Below are 20072 nucleotides of genomic sequence, written 5' to 3'. Positions count from 1 at the left end.
AATTTGCGCGCGTCTCGCTCACATTGGGCGGTATTGATTGCAAATTTCTTGATCTAAGAGGCTGATATGCTCGAACTCCTCTCCTCCCCCGAAGCTTGGGCCGCGTTTCTCGCGCTTGTTACACTCGAAATCGTTTTGGGGATCGACAACCTGATTTTCATTTCCATCGTTTCCAACAAACTCCCTGAACACCAACAAAAGCGTGCGCGCCAGATCGGCATCGGCCTTGCGCTTGTGCTGCGGCTTGCGCTGCTGTCGGTGATCGCGTGGATTGTCGGACTGACGGAGCCAGTGTTTGATCTTGGCATTCAAGGGCCGCTCGATGAACACGGCGTACCGATGTTTGAAACCTCGTTCTCTTGGCGCGACATTATTTTGATGACGGGCGGTGTTTTCCTCGTGTGGAAGGCGACGACCGAAATTCAACATAAGGTACAGCCACAACCCGCCCACACAGTGTTCGAGGCCAAACCAAAGGCTTCTTTCACCTCGATCATCCTTCAGATCGTAGCCCTTGACGCAGTGTTTTCTATCGACAGCATCCTGACCGCCATCGGCATGACAACAGAGCTTCCAATTATGGTCGCTGCTGTGATCGTGGCGGTGACCGTTATGTTTATTGCGGCCACGCCGGTCACAAACTTTGTGAACGCCAACCCAACGGTTGTCATGCTGGCACTCGCCTTCTTGTTGATGATCGGCATGGTGCTGATTGCCGACAGCCTCGGCCACCATTTGCCAAAAGGGTATATCTATGCGGCAATGGCCTTCGCGGCGTTCGTCGAAGGGCTCAACATGTTGCGGCGACGCGCACAGGTGAAACGCGCGGCATAACCCCACCCAAGAAATACGAAAAACGGGCGCTCCATCGGGCGCCCGTTTTGAGTTTGTGGGTTTGGGTTTACGTCAACCGCCCCTGCTAATAGTCCGTTTCATAGAACAACCCGATGGCAGAGTTCCCGTCCGAAATGACCTTCCCCTTGGCCGAGAGTTTCTTGGTCACGTCATAGTTCAACGAGAACTCGGTCTTGCCATCGCCACGCACGGTTATGTCGCTATAGAGATCATCGGTCAGGTATTTCCCTGCGCGCACGGCGGTTTCTCCGTCGGATTCGTTGATGATCTCGATGTCGTCCACACCAAGTCCCTTGCGGATTGATCCCATAACCGTATCGTTTCCGCGTCCGGACAGCACAGCTACAGCGTTTGCAAGTTGCAGGGCCTGAAAGGCCGAAATGTTTGAAGCGTCCTCGCCATAATAAAGCCGCGTCAAAACCTGATCTGGCGGGGCTTCAGGCGATGATTCAAATCGGATTTCCGGCTCGGACAGGAACCCTTCAACAATAATGCTTGAGGAGCCGCCATCTGTGAATGTTGTCGCGACGAGGCGCACATATGGATCAAGGCTCCCCTGAAGCTCAATCTGACCTTCGGTGAGTTCAAACCGTTTATCAAGCAGATTGATGCGGCCACGAATAAGTCCAAAGCTCCCCGCGGATACAACGTTATTCGTTGTGCCGGAAATCTGTAGACTGCCGCCAAGTTCGGCATCAAGCCCACGTCCGCGCACGAATACACGATCCTCCGCGTTGATCTGGATTTGCAACGGATAGGCTGGTCCTGCGGCTGTCTGCGCAGCAGGATCGGTTTCAACACCCGCAAATTCAAGCGTACGGCGGACCGCCCCGCTTGCGCCAACCTGTGTGATGTCAGGAATAGCGGTCACCCCCCCAATAGATGTATTGGGAACAGTCACCTCTGTCCGCCCGACGTTGATGGTTCCGGCAATCAGCGCGCCACCGGTCAGCGGACCCGTCACATCTATTTCACCGTTCAAGACCGTTTGATAGAGCAGCGGGTCAACAATTTTGGCCCGATTGAGCACCACAGCCAAATTGGCAGGGAACCCGGTTCCAAATCCAACAGTTCCGCTCGCTGTAACCCGTCCGCCTTCCCGCGGGCTGGCGCCGATGTCTATCGTCGCGGTGCTGTTTGCAAGCCGAACCGTGCCGCTGATATCCTCGATCGCGGCATGCAAGCGCGGCGCGGTAAATGTGGCGCCATTGGTTGAAATGGTGCCGCTGATTGCTGCAAGGCTTGGAACACCCTTCATCGCCAAATCAAGTGTCGCAATGCCCGAAATCGCCCGTGGCCGTAGAATGCGGTTGGCAAGGCCAAGCGGAGCAGTCCCCGTCAGCGCGAGATCATGATCACCTTCCGGATCAATTAGCCCTGACACATTCGCCGCCACCCCGAGCGAGCCAGAGCTTGTTGCGTCGATCTGCCATTTCTCACCTGCTTTGGCGAGCGCCCCCTCAAGGTTTACGCCACCCGTTAGGTTCGCAACCAACGTCCCCACTTCGGGCAGACTGGCAGAGAAGGCCATATTGGCGTTCGGCCCCGTCGCCAAACCTTCGACAGTTGCGTTTGTGTCCAATGGTCCGGTGGCCGCGAGATTAACAGAGACACCCTCCTCGCTTTGGGTTGTGTACCCCTTCAAGGTCAGCGGTCCTGGGAAATCCGGTACGATAAGGCCCAGATCAACAAGGTTTGCATCAAACTCACCGTCGAAATATCCGTCGGCAATTTCCCCTGTACCCCGCACGAACAAGGCATCGTTGCGCAAGCTCGCCCCGCGCAGCACTGTCCCTTCGGTGTCGCGCTTCGCTGTGACTCGCATCACGGTTTCACCTTTGGCCAAGGTATCAAACTGCTCAATTCCCAAGGCAAGGTCGCGCGTAAGGCCGGTCAAAACCGCATCAAACGCGCCAGTGAGCGTGGCATAGCTGCCCTTTGCTGTTGCCTCTGCTTGCCCCGCAATCGGCCGCCCAGCCAAGAGCGAGAATTGGGAAATATCATCAATCTCTGCGGCGATATCAAACTCGGCTTCAAGATCGCTCTCGAGGCCAGTCAGCGCCGCGTTGCCCCTGAATTCATAGGTCGCGGATTTGATATCCATATCCGTGAGCCGAAGCGGTTGCCCTTCTTCATAAGAAACCGTCACGCGCCCCTCTGTCGCCGGTCCGATCGCAGCGGTGAGCGCAGGATCATCCAGCTCCAGCCCCAAAGCTCTAAACGTCAGATCAGAGGTAATTTTGCCAAGCGTTCCGACCTCGCCAAAAATCTCGCCATCTGAAATCAACTGGCTGCGCTCAAGCGACAGCCCTTCTGTTTCGAGATTGCGGACATCGAATTTGCCGTGCCATTTCTCGCCCTCATCCGCATCGAACGAAAGCGCAAGCGCAACGGACTCAACCCGCGTCTTACCTCCAGGAACTGGAAGCAACACATAGGAGCCATCCGCGTTTGCCACGCGTCCGCTTACATCAAAATGCTCCGGCCACATATCCGCGTTCAGATAGGCGCGCCCAGACAAAAGCAAACTGTTTGCGGAAAGTCGGAAATGCGCAAGATCAAGCGCACCGCTGCCTTTGAGCGTGCCTTCGGATTTCAATTGAACATTCGGACCGAAAAAGGGGCGGTACTCCGGCACGAAAAGCGAGGTAAGATCGCCGCCAATATCCACACGGAATTCCATATCCGCTGGGGTTGTCTCGTCCTCTCCTTCTTTGATTGGCAATGTCACGAGATTCACCTGACCGGAAAGCTGCTCAACGCCCTCGCTCACCAATTTGACCTCGGCGGTGTAGTCCGAAAGCGGGCCCGTTCCCTTGAGATCAAGCTCAAGCGCTGGCGCACCTGGAATTTTGAGCAGCGTTGCCGCAAGCCCGCCCTCTTCCTCGGTTAGGGCAATATCAAGGTCAATAATCTTGGTTTCCGCATCAAAGCCGCCACGAATGTCAAACTCGCCGAAGCTGTCGTCGATCCGCCCCATATTCAGCAAGACTTTGCCAGACCCCGCCTCAAGCACTGCAGATGCGGCCAACTCAAGCGCGATCTCTTCGCCCAAGAGCGGCTCGCCCAGCACGACTTCTTCGATTGCAACCTTCTGTACATCAACGCTGACAGGAAGTTCCGGCAGCGCGAATTCCTTGGCGTGTGGATCCGGCGGCTCGGTGCTTTCAACAGGAATGGGCGCGCGCGCAACGACCATAGAGGCCGCCGAAAGTTCCTTTACTTCAAGCCGCCTTTGCAACAGGGCGGAACGTTTCCAGTTGAGCCGAACATCAGTAAGCGTCAGCCAGATGCCTTCCTTATCGGCAATCGTCAGTTCGTCCATGGTCGCTGTTGAACTCAACGCGCCCTTAAACCCTTTGACCTTAACTGTGCGCCCCTCGCCGCTCAGGTTGTCTTCAAGCAAACCCTGAACCAACCCGCGATCTTCTTCCTCTTCCTCCTGCGCATAGGCGGGCTCTGCGAAGGCCTGAAACAAGGCCAAACACGCTGCGAGCAGTAATAAGAGTGTATGTCTGAACAGCCGCATTAGAATGCCTCCCCGATACCGAGGTAGATTTGATAATCGGAATCGTACTTGCGCTCCGATACAGGCACGGCAACATCAAAGCGGATCGGACCAAACGACGTGTAATATCGCACCCCAACGCCAGCACCCGCGTGCCACGTATCATTGCTGCCGTCCGGAAAGGACTCAGACCCGACATATCCAACGTCATAAAACGCCACAAAGCCAAGATCGCCCATCCAGCCTTCTTTGTTTTTCAAGCGGAAGCGCCCTTCGATGGAAGAGGCAAAGAACGAGCGGCCACCAAGAAGACCGTCTTTGTAATCAATCCCGACCGAGAGATAGGAAAAGCCACGAACAGTATTTGTACCACCGGAATAGTAAAGCAGATCGCCGGGCGTATCATCGAGCGAAATCCCCGCAATACTGCCAATCTGTCCGCGTACGGCAAGAACCGTTCCTGTATCACCCAATTCTTGGAAAAACCGCGCATCAACATAGGATTGCAGCGCGAACTTGCTGTCATCAAACAAGAAGAATGGCGTCACTTCAGGGTTCAGATAATAGCCCGACGTTGGCGCAAGCTGATCGTCGCGTTTGTCCAGAAAACCCGAGTAACGTACGGCAACCAAATGATACGTGCTTTTGCCGCGAATATCCTCAACGTTACCGGCACGGTATCCAAGGCCCAGATTATAGATGTAATCATCGCCCGCATAGCGACGGATACCAACCTCGAAGCTGGCGAAATCACCTTCGTAGTTTTCCTGCCGCGAGCGAAGGAGCTGGAACTGCGTAAAGAAATCTATGTCAGGATTAAACGTCGCGGGGCGCTCGAACCGCACCTGAAAACGATCTTCGCGGTTCACGTTGTCATTGCTGATCCCGTCAAACTTCAACTCGACCCGAAGCCGTTCACCACCACCAAATAAGTTGCGATGGAGCCAATATGTCGAGACACCAAGGCCACGGTCCGTTGAAAGTTCACCACCAAAGCCGAAGCGGTGCAGCTTGTTTTCCGTCACGAACAGATCAATATCAAGTGTGCCGTCCGGATTGGCGTTATCGGCCTCGGTAACTGAAACCGACTGGAATATCCCTGTCCGGCGCAGGCGCTTTGCAGAATCCGAAAGCTCCTTGGGCGAAAATACCTTACCCGTTGGCAGGCCGGCAATCTCTTGAACCCGCGCGGGTTTCATACGCTCGGTGCCGGTTACATTTAAATCGCCAAACTTGAGTTGACGCCCCGGCGCAAGCTGTACCTCTGCATCAAGCGTTTGGCGGCGATGGTCCGCAACGATCTTCTGACCGCTCGGCTCGACCTTTGCGTGTCCGACATCTCGCCAACCGGTGACCGCTGTGCTTACTGCATTTTCGATCTGTGGCGTTCCGGCAATCTGTCCGGTCGCAAACTCAGGCGGCATGACCGTTCCCGGCGCGATTGGTGAAACCTGCGCTTTGCCGAACTTGAACTGTGGCCCTTGCTGAACATCGATCACAATCCGGTTCACCGAAGTCGGCGGAACAACGGGCGACAGATTCCCCGCCTCGCGACCATCCACTTTGATGCTGATAACAGCGCCGAAATACCCTTGCTCGTACAACGCGCCGAGCAGTTTGCCGTAGTCCGCAAGCGCAGTCGACACGATCTCGGAGGCGTTTTCGGTTTCCTGCTCCGTAAGGAGGAACGTCAGCGATTGCGCTTCAAGTGTATCCTGAAGCTCTTCGTTTGCTGGCGACACTTTCAAGCTCGCATCAAACGCGAAGGCCGCACTTGCTGTTGCCCCAAGAAACGCCAGCCCGTGAATACCCCGACGCAGCCAGTGCCCCGCCAATTTGCTCTGCCAAGTTGATCGCAACGTCGTTGATGCGCGCTGCGCTAGAAAGTTGGCGCCCTGTATAAATCGCAAGCGAAAAACTCCGTAAAAATTGTTTCTTGGAGCCTAACAGGTTTTTGAGATCTTCAAAGATCGTGTGGCCCTCACCACGTAAAATTTTTGGTGATCGCGGATGAAAGCCACACGGTTTCTGCGTATTTTGGATAGCTAAGGCGAAATATCAGCCCATCGCGTCCTGTTTACACTGCATATCGCCCCGATCCGACAGCGAGAATATCGCTTCATCTCCCTTGGACCAGAAACCGACTTTGCCGCGATAGGTTTCGCCTTCGTATTTCGCGCCAGACGCTGCTTGGACCTGATCAAGCGCAACCGCGTTATCCGCCCAGCGCAGAGTAACAACGCCTGGGTCAACATTCACAAATCCCACAGAAACTACCGCGGTCAGGCCGTCGCAAACATAAGGAAATGGCCCAACTGAAACGCCGCTCGCATCATCGGCGCGTGCATCTGCATATCCCGTTCTGATCTCGTTGATCCGCAATGCGTAATTATCCACAACGCAATCGGTCAGGTCGGATTGAGATTTCCAGCACTCATCACGCCCTTTGATCCAGCCGCGCTGATAGGCTTTCAGCTCTTTCAACCGATCTGCTGTCATATTCGGCCCGTTTACCGCCAAATTGTAAACGCGCGAGAGTTCCTGATCCAATTGCCCAAGGCGCGGATCGGCGCAAATCGCGTTCTCAACCTCACTCGAAGCCTTGGCGCAATCAAATGCGGGCTTTGAGCCAGATACCTGTGCAGGCGCGTTTCCTTCCGCAAGGAACCAGCCCGCAACCCATCCGCGCGTACCGGCGTATTCAATCTCGCACCACCGCTTCTTGGCTGCTGCCGCCCGCTCTGCTTCTGAAGCTTTTTCCCATTCGGCAAAGCTCATCTCGCCAACACAGCCAAGATTTTGCAGCCCGTCTCCGTTGGCCGGAATTTGTCCAACTTTGGTTGCGGAGGCTTTTGGCTGTGCTCGGATGTTCAGCACATCATCGGCCGAAACCCCAGTAACGCGGTAATAATCAGGTCCGCTTGCCTCCGCGCTGACAGAAACCGGGGCAAAACCCACAGACAATGTGATTGCACAAGCGGCAATGGCGGGAATAATTTTTGGCAACATCCTGACTCTCCGAGCTAAAAAGCAATTCGCGCTTCGACAGAAATTTGCACCGCTTTCTTGGGCCGAAATAGAGCCCATGCGGTGAAATAAACGAATACATGAAGCCTATATCACGCCCCTGAATCACGCAACGCAGCAAAGCAGTATGACCGAACGCATGGCAGGAATGTCTGCGCAAAAAACGAAAAAATGCAGGAGAACCAACCATCTAGATCAAATCACATCTCTATCAGGAGACTGATTGGTGCGGTCGAGAAGACTCGAACTTCCACGGGAGTTACCCCACAGCGACCTCAACGCTGCGCGTCTACCAATTCCGCCACGACCGCACGTGATCAGGTAGGTGGCGGCGGTATAGCCAAGGCATTCGGGGATGTGAAGAGGAAAATGCGCACAAAATCCTAAAACCCGCCTTTGCCCCACGTCTTTGGCGATAATACCCTTGTTTTATATGGGAAAAGTGCTGCAAAATTTTCCGCAATTTCGCCGCTCTTATTCTGGCGACAGTCGCCAATACGACCAAGCAACACCCAAATCGACGCCCTCGCCCACGTGAAACCGATTCACCGTATCACTGGCAACAGCGTCACCGAATGCGCTGCTGCCCTTTTCTCTTTAACCACCGAGATTGGCGGCAAGAACTTGCCCTGCCATATAAATCTGCATCAAGCGAAGGATGTTCTCAGACAAAAAGACTTCTTCGCCACCGGCAGCAACGCTCTGTGCAGCGCTTTCATACCAATCAATCGCCAACTCCGGCCGCATCGTCGCGCCGAATCCCTGCGATAGATGGTGCCCAACCAATTCGGCATATGCCGGATTATCAACCGCAGCCAAAAGCAACGCCGCGCTCAGCGCCACATCCATATTGTCGATGTCATAACCAACCGAGAGACAGATCTTGCCCGTCGTAGACAATTGCTCTTCCGAAGCGCCAGTGCTCTGCGTCCACTCATGAGTGGCGACCAAAACCTCGTCCATTGACTGCATCGAAACAGCAATGCTCAGATCGTTCATCGCCGGAACCAGCCCCATACACTCTTGTTCGATCTGCGCGTCGGTCAGCCCAGCAATCGAAGCCGCGGCCTGCGCGCCATCTTCAATCGCAGGGACACGAACAAAGCAGAACTGTTCAGCAAGCAACATATCTGCGTTCTGCTGACTTAAAACCGGCCCACTGCTGTCAAAGCTGCGCGTGCCAACCTCGTCACAATAGGTTGAGAGCGCAATGTCGCCCTCCCCTGCATCACCGAAAAGGTCTGGAAATTCTGCCGCACCGTCTCCTTCTATTGGCGCATCCGGATTATCCGGCGTCATACGTGCCTCTTCCAGAATCTGGTACTCGACCAAAACCGCGCGCATTCCTAAGGGGCTTGTCGCCGCGATCTGCTTCGCTTCTTCGGGGTTGGCCATGGCGCGATCATAGCTGCGGAGCATAAACGCGCGTTCATAGTCGTCGAACTCGCCCGTGACAGGATAGCCAAGATCGGATTGTACCTGCGCCATCGCCGCGCGGCTCTTCTTTCCAAGCACACCATCAGGATGCCCCGCAGCAAAACCAAAATGATTAAGCGCACGTTGCAAATCCATATTTTCCTGAACTTCAGGAGAGACCGTAACCTTCTTTTTTACGGTCGCCTGCTGTGTTGAGGTTGTTGTCTGGTCTTGCTGCTCAAATGCTTCTGAAACAAGTCCGTTGATAACCCCCGCAACCAACGCTTCCCCGAAATCTGCTTTTGCCGGTTGCATTTGCACGGCCATTACAGAAACAGTGGCAAACGACAAAACAGCACAACGGCACGACAGTGCACGGAATGAAAACATCAAAACCTCCAAACAAATCTACGTTTGCGGTGATGTGCTATAGAAATACGGCACAAATAGGCCTAGATCGGGGTGAGATGCGTAAAAGAAGACTAAAAATATGGTAGAATGGATCACAACAGACGGCCTAACAGATTACGATGAAGCTGTGACGTTTATGGAAGCCCGCGCCAATGCGATTGCAAAAGGCGAGGCTGAAGAGGCGATCTGGCTCGTCGAGCATCCGCCGCTCTATACGGCCGGAACCTCTGCCAAACCCGCCGATCTGGTCGATCCAGACCGCTTTCCCGTCTATGAAAGCAAACGCGGCGGGCAATATACCTATCACGGACCGGGCCAACGGGTGGCCTATGCGATGCTTGATGTGGGCAAACGTGGCAAAGATGTCCGCTGTTTTGTGCATGAGCTTGAGGAATGGGTGATCACAACCCTTGCCGAATTCAACGTGCGCGGCGAACGGCGCGAAGGACGCGTTGGTGTCTGGGTGACCCGCGATGACAAGCCACGCAACGCAGACGGCTCCCCACGCGAAGACAAAATCGCCGCGATCGGTGTGCGCCTGCGCAAATGGGTCAGCTTTCATGGCATCTCGATCAATGTGGAGCCAGACCTGAGTCATTTTGAGGGAATCGTCCCCTGTGGAATTCGTGAACACGGCGTGACCAGCCTCGTTGATCTTGGTCTTCCCGTAACCATGGATGATGTCGACCTGGCGCTAAAACGCACCTTTGATCAATGCGTTACAGAGAACCGCCCTGCCTGCGCCACAACATAACCTGCTCTTGACTATTGTTATGGGCCGAAGGTTTTTCACAGCTTAAAAGACCCCGTGCGACAAGTTTTCCCTTTCCCTTTGATCCGGTTCGCTATGGTATAGGGGAACAACGCGATAACAACTCAGACCCATGAGGTTAGAAATGACACTATTAAGACTGACAGCTACAGCCGCGGCTGCCGCCATCTCTCTCGCTTCGCCCGCATTCGCAGAAGGTGATGCAGAAGCAGGCGCTAAGACATTCAAAAAATGCACCGCTTGCCACATGGTCGCAAATGGCGACGAAGTCCTGGTAAAGGGTGGAAAAACCGGTCCGAACCTCTATGGCATCATCGGCAAGACTATGGGCTCTCAAGAAGGTTTCAAATACGGTTCCGGCCTTGCTGCCGCTGCTGAACAAGGCCTGACATGGGATGAGGAAAGCCTCGTTGCCTATGTCCAAGACCCGAAAGCCTACATTCAAGAGGCCACAGGCGATTCGAAAGCCAAGTCGAAAATGACTTTCAAGCTGAAAAAAGGCGGCGAAGACGTTGCTGCATTCCTGAATTCACTGGCTGACGGCGCCAGCTAAGGCGGGTTGCCCTGCAATAATCGAAAAAAAATGTGTCATGCGGCCTCTGATAGATTGCCCGCATGACAGAACCGCACTAAAGACAAAAGCGGAACGCGTCGCGTAGGGTCCATCCCTGCGCGTCTAACTGATTTAGAGAACCGGGGAGGCTTGAAATGGCCGAGGCAGCTATTCATAGCGACGAACATCATGACGAGCGGGGATTCTTTACCCGTTGGTTCATGTCTACAAACCACAAAGATATCGGCATCCTATACCTGATCGTTGCCGCAGTTGTCGGTTTCATTTCGGTGGCATTCACCGTTTACATGCGCCTCGAGCTTATGGACCCTGGTGTACAGTACATGTGCCTTGAAGGTGCCCGCCTGTTCGCGGATGCCGGCGCAGAGTGTACCCCGAACGGACACCTCTGGAACGTGATGATTACATATCACGGCGTCCTGATGATGTTCTTCGTTGTTATCCCTGCTCTCTTCGGCGGGTTCGGCAACTACTTCATGCCGCTTCAGATCGGCGCGCCTGATATGGCATTCCCACGTCTGAACAACCTGTCTTTCTGGCTCTATGTTACCGGTGTAAGCCTCGGCGTTGCCTCGCTCTTTGCACCTGGTGGTAACGGCCAGCTTGGCTCCGGTGTTGGCTGGGTCCTCTATCCGCCGCTCTCCACAACAGAGTCCGGCATGTCGATGGACCTTGCGATCTTTGCGGTGCACGTCTCCGGTGCCAGCTCGATCCTCGGCGCGATCAACATGATCACAACCTTCCTCAACATGCGCACACCGGGCATGACGCTTCACAAAGTGCCGCTGTTCTCATGGTCGATCTTTGTGACCGCATGGCTCATTCTTCTCGCGCTTCCAGTGCTTGCTGGCGCGATCACCATGCTCCTCACAGACCGTAACTTCGGCACAACCTTCTTTGATCCTGCCGGTGGCGGTGACCCTGTTCTGTACCAGCACATCCTGTGGTTCTTCGGTCACCCTGAAGTTTACATCATCATCGTGCCTGGCTTCGGGATCGTTTCCCACGTCATCGCGACGTTCTCCAAGAAACCGGTCTTCGGTTACCTTCCGATGGTTTACGCGATGGTTGCGATTGGTGTTCTAGGCTTCGTCGTTTGGGCGCACCACATGTACACCGTTGGTATGTCCCTCACCCAGCAGAGCTACTTCATGATGGCCACTATGGTGATCGCGGTGCCAACCGGCATTAAGATCTTCTCGTGGATCGCCACTATGTGGGGCGGCTCGATCGAGTTCAAAACTCCGATGCTCTGGGCACTCGGCTTCCTATTCCTCTTCACTGTTGGCGGCGTTACAGGCATCGTTCTGTCCCAAGCTGGCGTGGACCGCGCATATCACGACACATACTATGTTGTGGCGCACTTCCACTACGTGATGAGCCTTGGTGCCGTATTCTGTATCTTCTCCGGCATCTACTTCTACTTCGGCAAGATGTCAGGCCGCCACTATCCAGAATGGGCAGGCAAACTGCACTTCTGGGCGATGTTCATCGGCGCCAACCTGACCTTCTTCCCACAGCACTTCTTGGGCCGTCAGGGTATGCCACGTCGCTACATCGACTATCCTGAAGCATTCGCTTACTGGAACAAAATCAGCTCCTACGGTGCGTTCCTCTCCTTTGCGTCCTTCTTGTTCTTCATCGGTGTTGTGGTTTACTCCCTGAAATGGGGTAAGAAAGTCACCGAAAACAACTACTGGAACGAGTATGCAGACACTCTCGAGTGGACCCTGCCATGCCCACCACCAGAGCACACATTCGAAACGCTTCCAAAGCAGTCCGAATGGGACAAAGGCCACAGCCACTAAGCTGCTGACCGAATAGAAACAAACAAAGGCCTCGCCATTCGGCGGGGCCTTTTTCGTTAGGATTTAGGCTAGGCACTGATTTGACAAAACAGAGACCTCGCGTTTGACTGCTTCAATCAATCAAGAGAGATTTTCTATTGAGCGGCTCAAAATTCATAAAACCAGAGCCAGAAACTGGCCCAATATTACAGTTCATAGAAGCCAATAGCATCTTAATCGTTGTGGCTGTTGTTTCATGTGCGGGGCTCATATTTCTTGTAAACAAGGGCAATTTTTCGCGTAACCCAAAGCCAAGATGCAAATGGAAACGCCAGAAACATCAACAGCCAATGACACGCTGGAATTGCAAAACCTGTAATGCAGAAGCTTTCACCAGCGGCAAGCTCCCGCCTAAAGAGTGCAAGAAGGAGCTCATGCCGCGCACGCTCTAAATTCAAAGCGCCCGCAACATTCGAACACGTATTGCCCTCCCTGAAGCTCTCCAGTACGCTCACCCTTGGTCGGCAGTTCACCAAGGCGTCGCTGTCCCGCGAGGGAAGCTAAACCTGCCATACGATCGACAGCATTGACACAACAGTCCAGTGCCCCGTCACAAGTCAGCGACCACGACACTTTAACAGGCACGCAAGAGGACAAGGACATGTCAAACGCTCCGATTCCGCTCGCCGTGGCGGATATTTCCAAACTTACACGCGCGATTTCCAAACAGCTGAAAGACAACGAAGAAACACCCTCGCACCTATCCATGATGAACATCGTGGCGCGGGCCGCAGGGTTTCGGAACTATCAACACCTCAAGGCGGCGCAAACGGCGCAGGCCCGTGTTGATACACCCGTCGTTCCCGAGGACATCGATTTCAAGCTGGTGGGAAAATGCCTGCGCAATTTCGACGACGACGGGACAATGCTGCGTTGGCCCAGCCGCCGCGCGCAGCAAGATCTCGCCATCTGGAGTTTCTGGTCAGCCATTCCAGCGGCCACCCTACTCCAAGAAAAAGAGATCAACGCTATCTTGAACGCACGGCACGCCTTCAACGATGCGCCAATCCTGCGCCGTACCATGATCGGAAAGAAAATGCTTACCCGCAACAATGACGGGACCGATTACCTGCGCATTGAACAGGAGCCACCCGCCGAAGCCCGCGAGCTTATCCGCTTGCTCAAGGCGCTCCGGATCGCTGCGCCATAGAGGCCAAAATAAGCTCAGCCCGCCGGAGGTCGATTAGCTTTGCGTGAGAACTTGATGAAACTTATTTCATCAGCTTGCCTTCCAATCGAGCTCCGGCAGCATTTACCAAAACAAGCCGCTTTTCATTTACCACATAGAGATCAAAACGCGGATTTGCGTAGTTGATGCAGCGCGTTCCATCATCATAAAACTTATAACTCGGGGCTTTGTAAGCTTGATTGCCCGCACGATAGATATAGGTTCCGTCTGCCCCATAAATTTCCGCACCGTCACTCCCAAAATCGACCTTCATTCCCGGCAAGGTTTTCTGAAGGAAAGCAGCATTTACGCGCTGATCTCCCGAATGGGTATTCCATTTGATATTCGGTGAAGACGCAGGACAACTTGCAAACGCACCGGTCGCAATGGCCGTTCCAGCAATGAAAGAAAGTGCAAATTTCATATCAAACTCCTAGAAATAACTCGTTAAGAAACACCAATAACGCATATATTTACGCATACATCATGACAATTTGTCAATTCGAGAGAATTTTGGCCGCCAAATCTACTTTGGGACTACCTTGCACAAAAAAAACGGCGCCCGAAGTGGACGCCGTTTTTTCTGAAAATTCGCATATGGAAATCATATGCAAAACATATGTGAATCTTACACCGGTTTTAGCCGAGTTTGTCTTTGACCATCGGTCCGACACGGCCGAAATCCATTTGGCCGGTGTACTTTGATTTTAGCGCACCCATGACTTTGCCCATGTCACGGATCGATTCTGCGCCTACTTCAGAAATAACCTTCTCAACCGCTTTCTCTGTCTCTGATTCGTCTAGCTGACGAGGCAAAAACTCTTCGATAATCGCGATTTCCGAACGTTCCTTTTCCGCCAGCTCAAGCCGCCCGCCTTCCTCATAGGCGCGCGCGCTTTCCTGACGCTGTTTCACCATTTTTCCAAGAATTCCAAGGACTTCATCATCTCCGACGCCCCCGTCTTTCCCTTCGCCACGCATGGCGATATCGCGATCCTTGATCGCCGCATTAATCAGGCGCAACGTCGAAAGGCGTTCGGCCTCTTTGGCCTTCATCGCCTCTTTCATCGAGGTTGTCAGTCTGCTTCGCATATCCATCGGTGGCCCATCCCCTGGTTTCCGAATTATTTCCGAGCCTTTGATATTATCCCGTGAGCGCTAACCGTTCAACCACTCACTGTCTTGGTAAAAGCCCATAAAATAAGGGGAATCTATTTTTCTTCCGCCCCCTTGACCGTTCCGGCTCAGGCCTCTAGTTTCCCGCAAGTTTGCGCCCGTCTGACAAAGGAGTCGCCCGTGTCTGCCGCCCTTAACACCCCGCTTTCACTTCCCGATCATCCAACTGCCTGTTTGGCTCTTGCGGATGGAACGTTGTTTTATGGGGTGGGCTTCGGCGCAACCGGCGTTGCAGAAGCCGAGCTTTGCTTCAACACCGCCATGACCGGCTATCAGGAAATCATGACTGATCCGTCCTATGCGGGCCAGATCGTGACCTTCACTTTCCCGCACATCGGCAACACCGGCGTCACCCCAGAGGATGACGAAACCGCCGATCCTTTCGCCGCCGGTATGGTGGTAAAATGGGACCCGACAGAACCAAGCAACTGGCGCGCCACCGAAGAGCTAACCAAATGGCTGGCCCGCCGTGGCCGGATCGGTATCGGTGGTGTCGACACGCGCCGCCTGACTCGCGCAATCCGCCAACAAGGTGCGCCGCATGTTGCAATTGCGCATGACCCAGAGGGTAACTTTGACATTGCTGCGCTCGTTGAAAAAGCGCGCGCATTCAAAGGGTTGGAAGGGCTTGACCTCGCCAAAGAAGTGACATGCTCTCAGAGCTACACTTGGGATGAAATGCGTTGGGCGTGGCCCGACGGCTTCCCAAAGCGGACCGAGAAGGGCCACAAGGTTGTCGCCATCGATTTCGGCGCAAAGCGTAATATCCTACGTTGCCTTGCCTCTGCGGGCTGCGATGTGACTGTGCTTCCTGCAACAGCAACATCCGAGGAAGTTCTGGCTCATAACCCAGATGGTGTCTTCCTCTCCAATGGCCCTGGCGATCCGGCGGCAACAGGTGAATATGCCGTGCCGATGATCAAAGACGTTCTTGCCAAAGACATCCCTGTTTTCGGCATTTGCCTTGGTCACCAAATGCTGGCCCTCGCCCTTGGTGCAAAAACCGTGAAAATGAACCACGGTCACCACGGCGCCAACCATCCGGTCAAGGACCACGACACCGGCAAAGTTGAAATCACCTCGATGAACCACGGTTTCGCAGTAGACAGTCAATCCCTGCCAACAGGTGTTCTCGAAACCCATGTTTCGCTGTTTGACGGTTCAAACTGCGGTCTGCGTGTTGATGGGAAACCCGTATTCTCTGTGCAGTATCACCCAGAAGCCTCCCCCGGCCCGCAAGATAGCTATTACCTGTTCGAGCGCTTCGCAGACGCCATGGCTAAACGTGCCGAAGCATTGCCTGCCTGAAGAAGCATAAGAAACTGAATTTCAAAGACAAAAATAAGGCCGAACGCATATCCTGCGCTCGGCCTTTTCGCTATGCCTTAGCCAACAACTTTATAGCCGCGTTGCGCCATACAGTTTCTGATGATGGCTTCTTTTTTGGAATTCTGGTCAAGCGCCCCAGCAGTTACACCAGCCGCAGCACCAAGGATCGCCGCATCCCGCACGTTGTTTCCGCTGTTAGCAAACACAGCCGTCGACGCCGCGGCAACACCCGCACCAGCCGCTGCTTTACCTGCGGTATCACTCGACAAAGCGCCCTGTTGCGCCGCGAGGTTCTGACAGGAGGCAAGGTCCGCGCCGTAATTCGGGCCAACCGGCCCATCAATCACAGGCTGATAACTCGCGCCCGTGTTGGTACAGGCGGCGATCGACAGGATAATCGGAGCAGCTGAGATCAGTTTGAAATGTTTCATAGCGAGCACTTTCTGTCTGAATAAAAAGAAAAAACGCAAAGAATGCGCAGGAATACTCTAAGCCTATGGCAGCTTTGCTCTGAAATCAAATCGCTGTCAGAAGCGCGGCATTGATATCACACACGCGGCAATTTGAGCAGCGCGCACGGCTGTTAACCTCTCATTAACCATTTCTTCCCAGAATCCTTAAGTCACTCAAGGAAATCTACGGCAAATGCTGAGCAGCGCACTCAAAACCGTACCGGTTCAACGCCACAATCACCCGAAATTGCCTCGGCCCGTCGCTGGTCGAAGACCGTTGGGTGAAATATTGGTAGAGCAAGGCGCTCTCGCACCGGGTGATTTGGTTAAATCTCTTGCGCTCCAAAACCGCGAAGATGTGCCACTCGGCGATATCCTCCTTAGCCATGGACTCGTTAGCGAAGACGCCCTTTTCTCTGGATTGTCAGAACAGTGGGGCACAGAAACCATTGACCTCAGCGCCGAGGCTCCAGACCCCCGACTGATCGACGACATAGGCGTAAGAACCTGCCTTATGGGCCGATTTGTCCCGTGGAAACGCATCGGAGCGGTCACGGTGATTTGCACCTCACGCCCTGCGGAATTCGAAGACCTCCTCGCAAGACTGCCAGAGGATTTTGGCCCTGTGCAAATGGCTATTTCTTCGGAAAAACAGGTTCTTAGCGCGCTACAACAAGTCCGAAAAGATCAGCTAATCGAGAATGCCGAAACTTGCGTTTCCGAAGCCGAAAGCTGCCGAAACTGGCAAAGCAAACGCCACATGCGTATCGCCACATGCGCTCTCTTGGGCTTCGCGGCTGCACTCATCGCTGTGCCAAAGCTTGTGTTTACAGCCTTGTTCTTTTGGGCAATCGCCACCCTCATCCTGTCGACCGGATTGAAACTCGCCGCCGCACTTACCCAAGCGCCACGGTTTCTACCTCGCAAGAAGCCAGCATTCGTTCACGCTGATAACGTGGCCGTTGCGCGCCTGCCCGTTGTTTCGGTAATGGTCCCTCTTTTCAAAGAACGGAAAATCGCAAGTCATCTAATCCGCCGATTGGCACGCATTTCATATCCGCGCGAGTTGTTGGATATCTGCCTTGTGGTCGAAGCCGATGACCTTACAACCCAACACACGATTGCCCAATGTGAGCTCCCAACATGGGCGCGCGTGATTACAGTTCCCGCTGGAAGCGTGCGTACGAAGCCGCGCGCGTTGAACTATGCGTTGGATTTCTGCCGCGGGACGATCATTGGGGTTTATGACGCTGAGGATGCGCCCGACCCTGGCCAGATTCACGCCGTGGTCCGAAATTTTCACCAACGCGGGCCGGAAGTGGCATGCTTACAGGGCATCCTTGATTTTTATAACCCGAGAACCAATTGGCTATCGCGGTGCTTCACCATTGAATACGCCACATGGTTCCGCCTCGTTCTGCCGGGGCTACAGAAGCTTGGCTTTGCCATTCCGCTCGGCGGCACAACCTTGTTCTTCCGTCGCGAAGCGCTCGAGCGGCTCGGCGGTTGGGATGCGCATAACGTTACCGAAGACGCAGATCTCGGTATTCGCCTTGCCAGACACGGCTATAAAACCGAGATGATTCATACCGTTACGCAGGAAGAAGCAAATTGCCGCCTTTGGCCTTGGGTTAAGCAGCGTTCACGGTGGCTCAAAGGATACGCCATCACATGGGCGGTACACATGCGCCACCCGCGAGTTCTCTTGCGTGAGTTAGGGGCTTGGCGTTTTTTCGGTGTTCAACTGCTGTTTCTTGGCTCCCTGAGCCAATACATCCTCGCGCCGCTCCTCTGGTCGATGTGGCTTGTGCTCTTACCAATTCAACACCCGCTGGAACAGATTTTTGCCCACTCGACACTCTTGGCGCTCGGAGGCTTGTTCTTATTTTGCGAAGCGGTGAGCATCGGTGTGAGTGCGGTTGTCTTATCGAAAACACAACACAAACGGCTTCGCTGGTGGCTACCAAGCCTGCACCTCTATTTCCCGCTCGGCACGGTCGCTGCATTCAAAGGCATATTCGAGCTGCTTACAAAACCATTCTACTGGGACAAAACAGAACACGGCATTGAATTTAAAACTAAAAATTCCGAACCTGCCAAAGAGGCCTAGTCCATCCCCGAGTCCAGCTTCAAGCGTGTCTCGAATGCCTTGGAAATATGGTTCTTGAGAGCTTCATGTGCCGCTTCACCGTCACGATTTTCCAACGCAGCAACAATCGCCTCGTGCTCTTCAATAGCCGTCTCACCACGCCCCTCAACGGCAAGCGATGTGGTTGCCAAAAGCGCCATCGTGCGGTGAACAAGGTCAAGCTGCTGCACAAGATACCGATTGTGAGAAGCCAAATGAATCTGTTTGTGAAAGCGTCGATTTGATCGCGATAGCGCGCTCGGGTCGTTCACTATCTTGCGATCATCCTCGACCATCTCGCGCAATACGCGGATTTCTTCTTCGGCGGCATGGCGCGCGGCAAGACGCGCCGCCAAACCTTCAAGCTCGGTCCGCACCACATAAAGTTCCGCGAGTTGGTTGTGATCAAGCGATGACACAATCAAGCTCCGACCATCACGCGCCAAAAGGCTTTGGGTCTCAAGCCGTTGTAATGCTTCACGAATTGGGGTCCGCGAAACGCCGAACCGCTCTGCCAATTCGCTCTCCACAAGTCGATCACCGGGGCGATACATACCCACGTCGATCGCATCAAGTATCAACGCATAGGCATCCTTTTGCCCTTGTTTCTGATCGCCCATTCCGGTCTCCCCATATCGCTCGCGACAGACTATCCCTCGCACCCTTCCGCAATCAACCCCGCCGTTGCCCCTCCTTGCAATTCACCCTATCCTGCCGGCATGAACGACACGTCCCACCTTCGCGGTCCAGCCGCCGATTTCACCCATGTGAGCCAATGGGTTTTTGACCTCGACAACACCCTGTACCCGCCTGAGGATGCGCTATTCTCGCAAATCGAGGTGCGGATGACCGATTACGTGATGCAGGCGCTCAATGTGCCGCGTCACGAGGCCAATCACCTCCGGCAGCATTATTGGCGCACTTACGGCACAACACTCGCCGGATTGATGGATGAACACGGCGTCGACCCTGCCCCATACCTCACGCATGTGCATGAAATCTCTTTGGATCATATGCAAGAGGATCTGGAACTTTCGAACAGAATCAAAAGCCTACCAGGGCGCAAAATCGTCTATACAAACGGAACCGCCCCCTATGCCGAACGCGTTCTTGCTGCGCGTGGCCTGAGTGGTTTATTTGACGCGGTTTATGGCGTTGAGCACGCGAATTTCCGGCCCAAGCCCGAACGCCGCGCTTTTGAGGCTGTGTTTACCCGTGACGGCATTGCGCCGGAAAAAGCTGCGATGTTTGAGGACGATCCGCGCAACCTGCAAGCCCCCCACGAGATGGGCATGCGCACAATCCATGTGGCTCCTGTCGCAGAACGCGCTGAGCATATTCATCATCACACTGACGACCTCAGCGGATTTCTCTCTCGCATACTTGACGCAAACCATTGATACAAAAGT

The 20072-nt window shown here is 54.1% G+C and carries 16 protein-coding genes and 1 tRNA gene; 8 read left to right on the top strand and 9 right to left on the bottom strand.

Features of this window, described 5'->3' with window-relative positions:
- The first annotated feature begins 66 nt into the window (after nt 1-66).
- Nucleotides 67-834 carry a TerC family protein gene (locus N9C89_RS04920; protein WP_263952722.1) on the top strand — a complete coding sequence of 256 codons (768 nt, stop codon included), beginning with the start codon at nt 67-69 and terminating at the stop codon, nt 832-834.
- 85 nt (nt 835-919) lie between these two features.
- Here N9C89_RS04920 and N9C89_RS04915 read toward each other — a convergent pair whose 3' ends face one another.
- From N9C89_RS04915 to N9C89_RS04895, 5 genes are all read right to left on the bottom strand, one after another.
- Entirely contained in the window at nt 920-4384 is a 3465-nt protein-coding gene (locus tag N9C89_RS04915; RefSeq protein ID WP_263952721.1) for a translocation/assembly module TamB domain-containing protein, read from the bottom strand.
- Nucleotides 4384-6273, bottom strand: coding sequence for an autotransporter assembly complex protein TamA (locus tag N9C89_RS04910; RefSeq protein ID WP_263952720.1), 1890 nt, complete (start codon nt 6271-6273; stop codon nt 4384-4386). Before N9C89_RS04910 ends, N9C89_RS04915 begins: the two co-directional genes overlap by 1 nt.
- A gap of 148 nt (nt 6274-6421) precedes the next feature.
- On the bottom strand, nt 6422-7372 hold the full coding sequence (locus N9C89_RS04905) for an MliC family protein (protein WP_263952719.1): 951 nt from the start codon (nt 7370-7372) through the stop codon (nt 6422-6424).
- Nucleotides 7373-7614: 242 nt separating this feature from the next.
- Nucleotides 7615-7701, bottom strand: a tRNA-Leu gene (locus N9C89_RS04900).
- Between the two features lie 286 nt (nt 7702-7987).
- The gene (locus N9C89_RS04895; RefSeq protein ID WP_263952718.1) at nt 7988-9196 is read right to left on the bottom strand and encodes a peptidoglycan-binding domain-containing protein; all 1209 of its coding nucleotides are present in this window, start codon (nt 9194-9196) and stop codon (nt 7988-7990) included.
- A gap of 100 nt (nt 9197-9296) precedes the next feature.
- On the opposite strand from N9C89_RS04895, the gene lipB reads away from it, so the two are divergent.
- The 4 genes from lipB to N9C89_RS04875 all read left to right on the top strand — a co-directional run bounded on the left by lipB (nt 9297) and on the right by N9C89_RS04875 (nt 13560).
- Nucleotides 9297-9971 (top strand): lipoyl(octanoyl) transferase LipB, encoded by a 675-nt coding sequence (gene lipB, locus N9C89_RS04890; RefSeq protein ID WP_263952717.1) that lies wholly within the window; start codon nt 9297-9299, stop codon nt 9969-9971.
- Nucleotides 9972-10113: 142 nt separating this feature from the next.
- Nucleotides 10114-10542 carry a c-type cytochrome gene (locus tag N9C89_RS04885; RefSeq protein ID WP_263952716.1) on the top strand — a complete coding sequence of 143 codons (429 nt, stop codon included), beginning with the start codon at nt 10114-10116 and terminating at the stop codon, nt 10540-10542.
- A gap of 155 nt (nt 10543-10697) precedes the next feature.
- Nucleotides 10698-12371 carry a cytochrome c oxidase subunit I gene (ctaD, locus tag N9C89_RS04880; protein WP_263952715.1) on the top strand — a complete coding sequence of 558 codons (1674 nt, stop codon included), beginning with the start codon at nt 10698-10700 and terminating at the stop codon, nt 12369-12371.
- Nucleotides 12372-13011: 640 nt separating this feature from the next.
- Nucleotides 13012-13560 carry a DUF2087 domain-containing protein gene (locus tag N9C89_RS04875; protein ID WP_263952714.1) on the top strand — a complete coding sequence of 183 codons (549 nt, stop codon included), beginning with the start codon at nt 13012-13014 and terminating at the stop codon, nt 13558-13560.
- A 61-nt stretch (nt 13561-13621) separates the two neighbouring features.
- Here N9C89_RS04875 and N9C89_RS04870 read toward each other — a convergent pair whose 3' ends face one another.
- Both N9C89_RS04870 and N9C89_RS04865 read right to left on the bottom strand, forming a co-directional pair.
- The gene (locus N9C89_RS04870; RefSeq protein WP_263952713.1) at nt 13622-14002 is read right to left on the bottom strand and encodes a hypothetical protein; all 381 of its coding nucleotides are present in this window, start codon (nt 14000-14002) and stop codon (nt 13622-13624) included.
- A gap of 215 nt (nt 14003-14217) precedes the next feature.
- Nucleotides 14218-14676 (bottom strand): GatB/YqeY domain-containing protein, encoded by a 459-nt coding sequence (locus N9C89_RS04865; protein ID WP_263952712.1) that lies wholly within the window; start codon nt 14674-14676, stop codon nt 14218-14220.
- A gap of 198 nt (nt 14677-14874) precedes the next feature.
- Here N9C89_RS04865 and carA point away from each other — a divergent pair, with 198 nt between their 5' ends.
- Nucleotides 14875-16062 carry a glutamine-hydrolyzing carbamoyl-phosphate synthase small subunit gene (gene carA, locus N9C89_RS04860; RefSeq protein ID WP_263952711.1) on the top strand — a complete coding sequence of 396 codons (1188 nt, stop codon included), beginning with the start codon at nt 14875-14877 and terminating at the stop codon, nt 16060-16062.
- A 77-nt stretch (nt 16063-16139) separates the two neighbouring features.
- Here carA and N9C89_RS04855 read toward each other — a convergent pair whose 3' ends face one another.
- A complete protein-coding gene (locus N9C89_RS04855) occupies nt 16140-16514 on the bottom strand; it encodes a glycine zipper family protein (protein WP_263952710.1) in 375 nt (124 codons plus the stop codon).
- A 214-nt stretch (nt 16515-16728) separates the two neighbouring features.
- Here N9C89_RS04855 and N9C89_RS04850 point away from each other — a divergent pair, with 214 nt between their 5' ends.
- Entirely contained in the window at nt 16729-18645 is a 1917-nt protein-coding gene (locus N9C89_RS04850) for a glycosyltransferase (RefSeq protein WP_263952709.1), read from the top strand.
- On the opposite strand, the gene N9C89_RS04845 is transcribed toward N9C89_RS04850, so the two are convergent.
- Nucleotides 18642-19283 (bottom strand): GntR family transcriptional regulator, encoded by a 642-nt coding sequence (locus tag N9C89_RS04845; protein WP_263952708.1) that lies wholly within the window; start codon nt 19281-19283, stop codon nt 18642-18644. The two genes, N9C89_RS04850 and N9C89_RS04845, sit on opposite strands and share 4 nt — an antisense overlap.
- A 99-nt stretch (nt 19284-19382) precedes the next feature.
- Between N9C89_RS04845 and N9C89_RS04840 the strand changes: the two genes are divergently transcribed.
- Complete coding sequence (locus N9C89_RS04840) at nt 19383-20063, top strand: pyrimidine 5'-nucleotidase (protein ID WP_263952707.1); 681 nt, start codon at nt 19383-19385, stop codon at nt 20061-20063.
- The last annotated feature ends 9 nt before the right edge of the window (nt 20064-20072 follow it).

The organism is Halocynthiibacter sp. SDUM655004, from assembly GCF_026015885.1.
Taxonomy (GTDB): Bacteria; Pseudomonadota; Alphaproteobacteria; order Rhodobacterales; family Rhodobacteraceae; genus Falsihalocynthiibacter; species Falsihalocynthiibacter halioticoli.
The sequence above is the reverse complement of the archived record's forward strand: the minus strand, read 5'-3'. Positions and strand labels throughout refer to the sequence as shown.

Coding starts and splice junctions, on each gene's coding strand:
- N9C89_RS04920 (WP_263952722.1), top strand. CDS start 67: ATGCTCGAACTCCTCTCCTCCCCCGAAGCTTGGGCCGCGTTTCTCGCG.
- N9C89_RS04915 (WP_263952721.1), bottom strand. CDS start 4,384: ATGCGGCTGTTCAGACATACACTCTTATTACTGCTCGCAGCGTGTTTG.
- N9C89_RS04905 (WP_263952719.1), bottom strand. CDS start 7,372: ATGTTGCCAAAAATTATTCCCGCCATTGCCGCTTGTGCAATCACATTG.
- N9C89_RS04895 (WP_263952718.1), bottom strand. CDS start 9,196: ATGTTTTCATTCCGTGCACTGTCGTGCCGTTGTGCTGTTTTGTCGTTT.
- lipB (WP_263952717.1), top strand. CDS start 9,297: ATGGTAGAATGGATCACAACAGACGGCCTAACAGATTACGATGAAGCT.
- N9C89_RS04885 (WP_263952716.1), top strand. CDS start 10,114: ATGACACTATTAAGACTGACAGCTACAGCCGCGGCTGCCGCCATCTCT.
- ctaD (WP_263952715.1), top strand. CDS start 10,698: ATGGCCGAGGCAGCTATTCATAGCGACGAACATCATGACGAGCGGGGA.
- N9C89_RS04875 (WP_263952714.1), top strand. CDS start 13,012: ATGTCAAACGCTCCGATTCCGCTCGCCGTGGCGGATATTTCCAAACTT.
- N9C89_RS04870 (WP_263952713.1), bottom strand. CDS start 14,002: ATGAAATTTGCACTTTCTTTCATTGCTGGAACGGCCATTGCGACCGGT.
- N9C89_RS04865 (WP_263952712.1), bottom strand. CDS start 14,676: ATGGATATGCGAAGCAGACTGACAACCTCGATGAAAGAGGCGATGAAG.
- N9C89_RS04855 (WP_263952710.1), bottom strand. CDS start 16,514: ATGAAACATTTCAAACTGATCTCAGCTGCTCCGATTATCCTGTCGATC.
- N9C89_RS04850 (WP_263952709.1), top strand. CDS start 16,729: ATGCTGAGCAGCGCACTCAAAACCGTACCGGTTCAACGCCACAATCAC.
- N9C89_RS04845 (WP_263952708.1), bottom strand. CDS start 19,283: ATGGGCGATCAGAAACAAGGGCAAAAGGATGCCTATGCGTTGATACTT.
- N9C89_RS04840 (WP_263952707.1), top strand. CDS start 19,383: ATGAACGACACGTCCCACCTTCGCGGTCCAGCCGCCGATTTCACCCAT.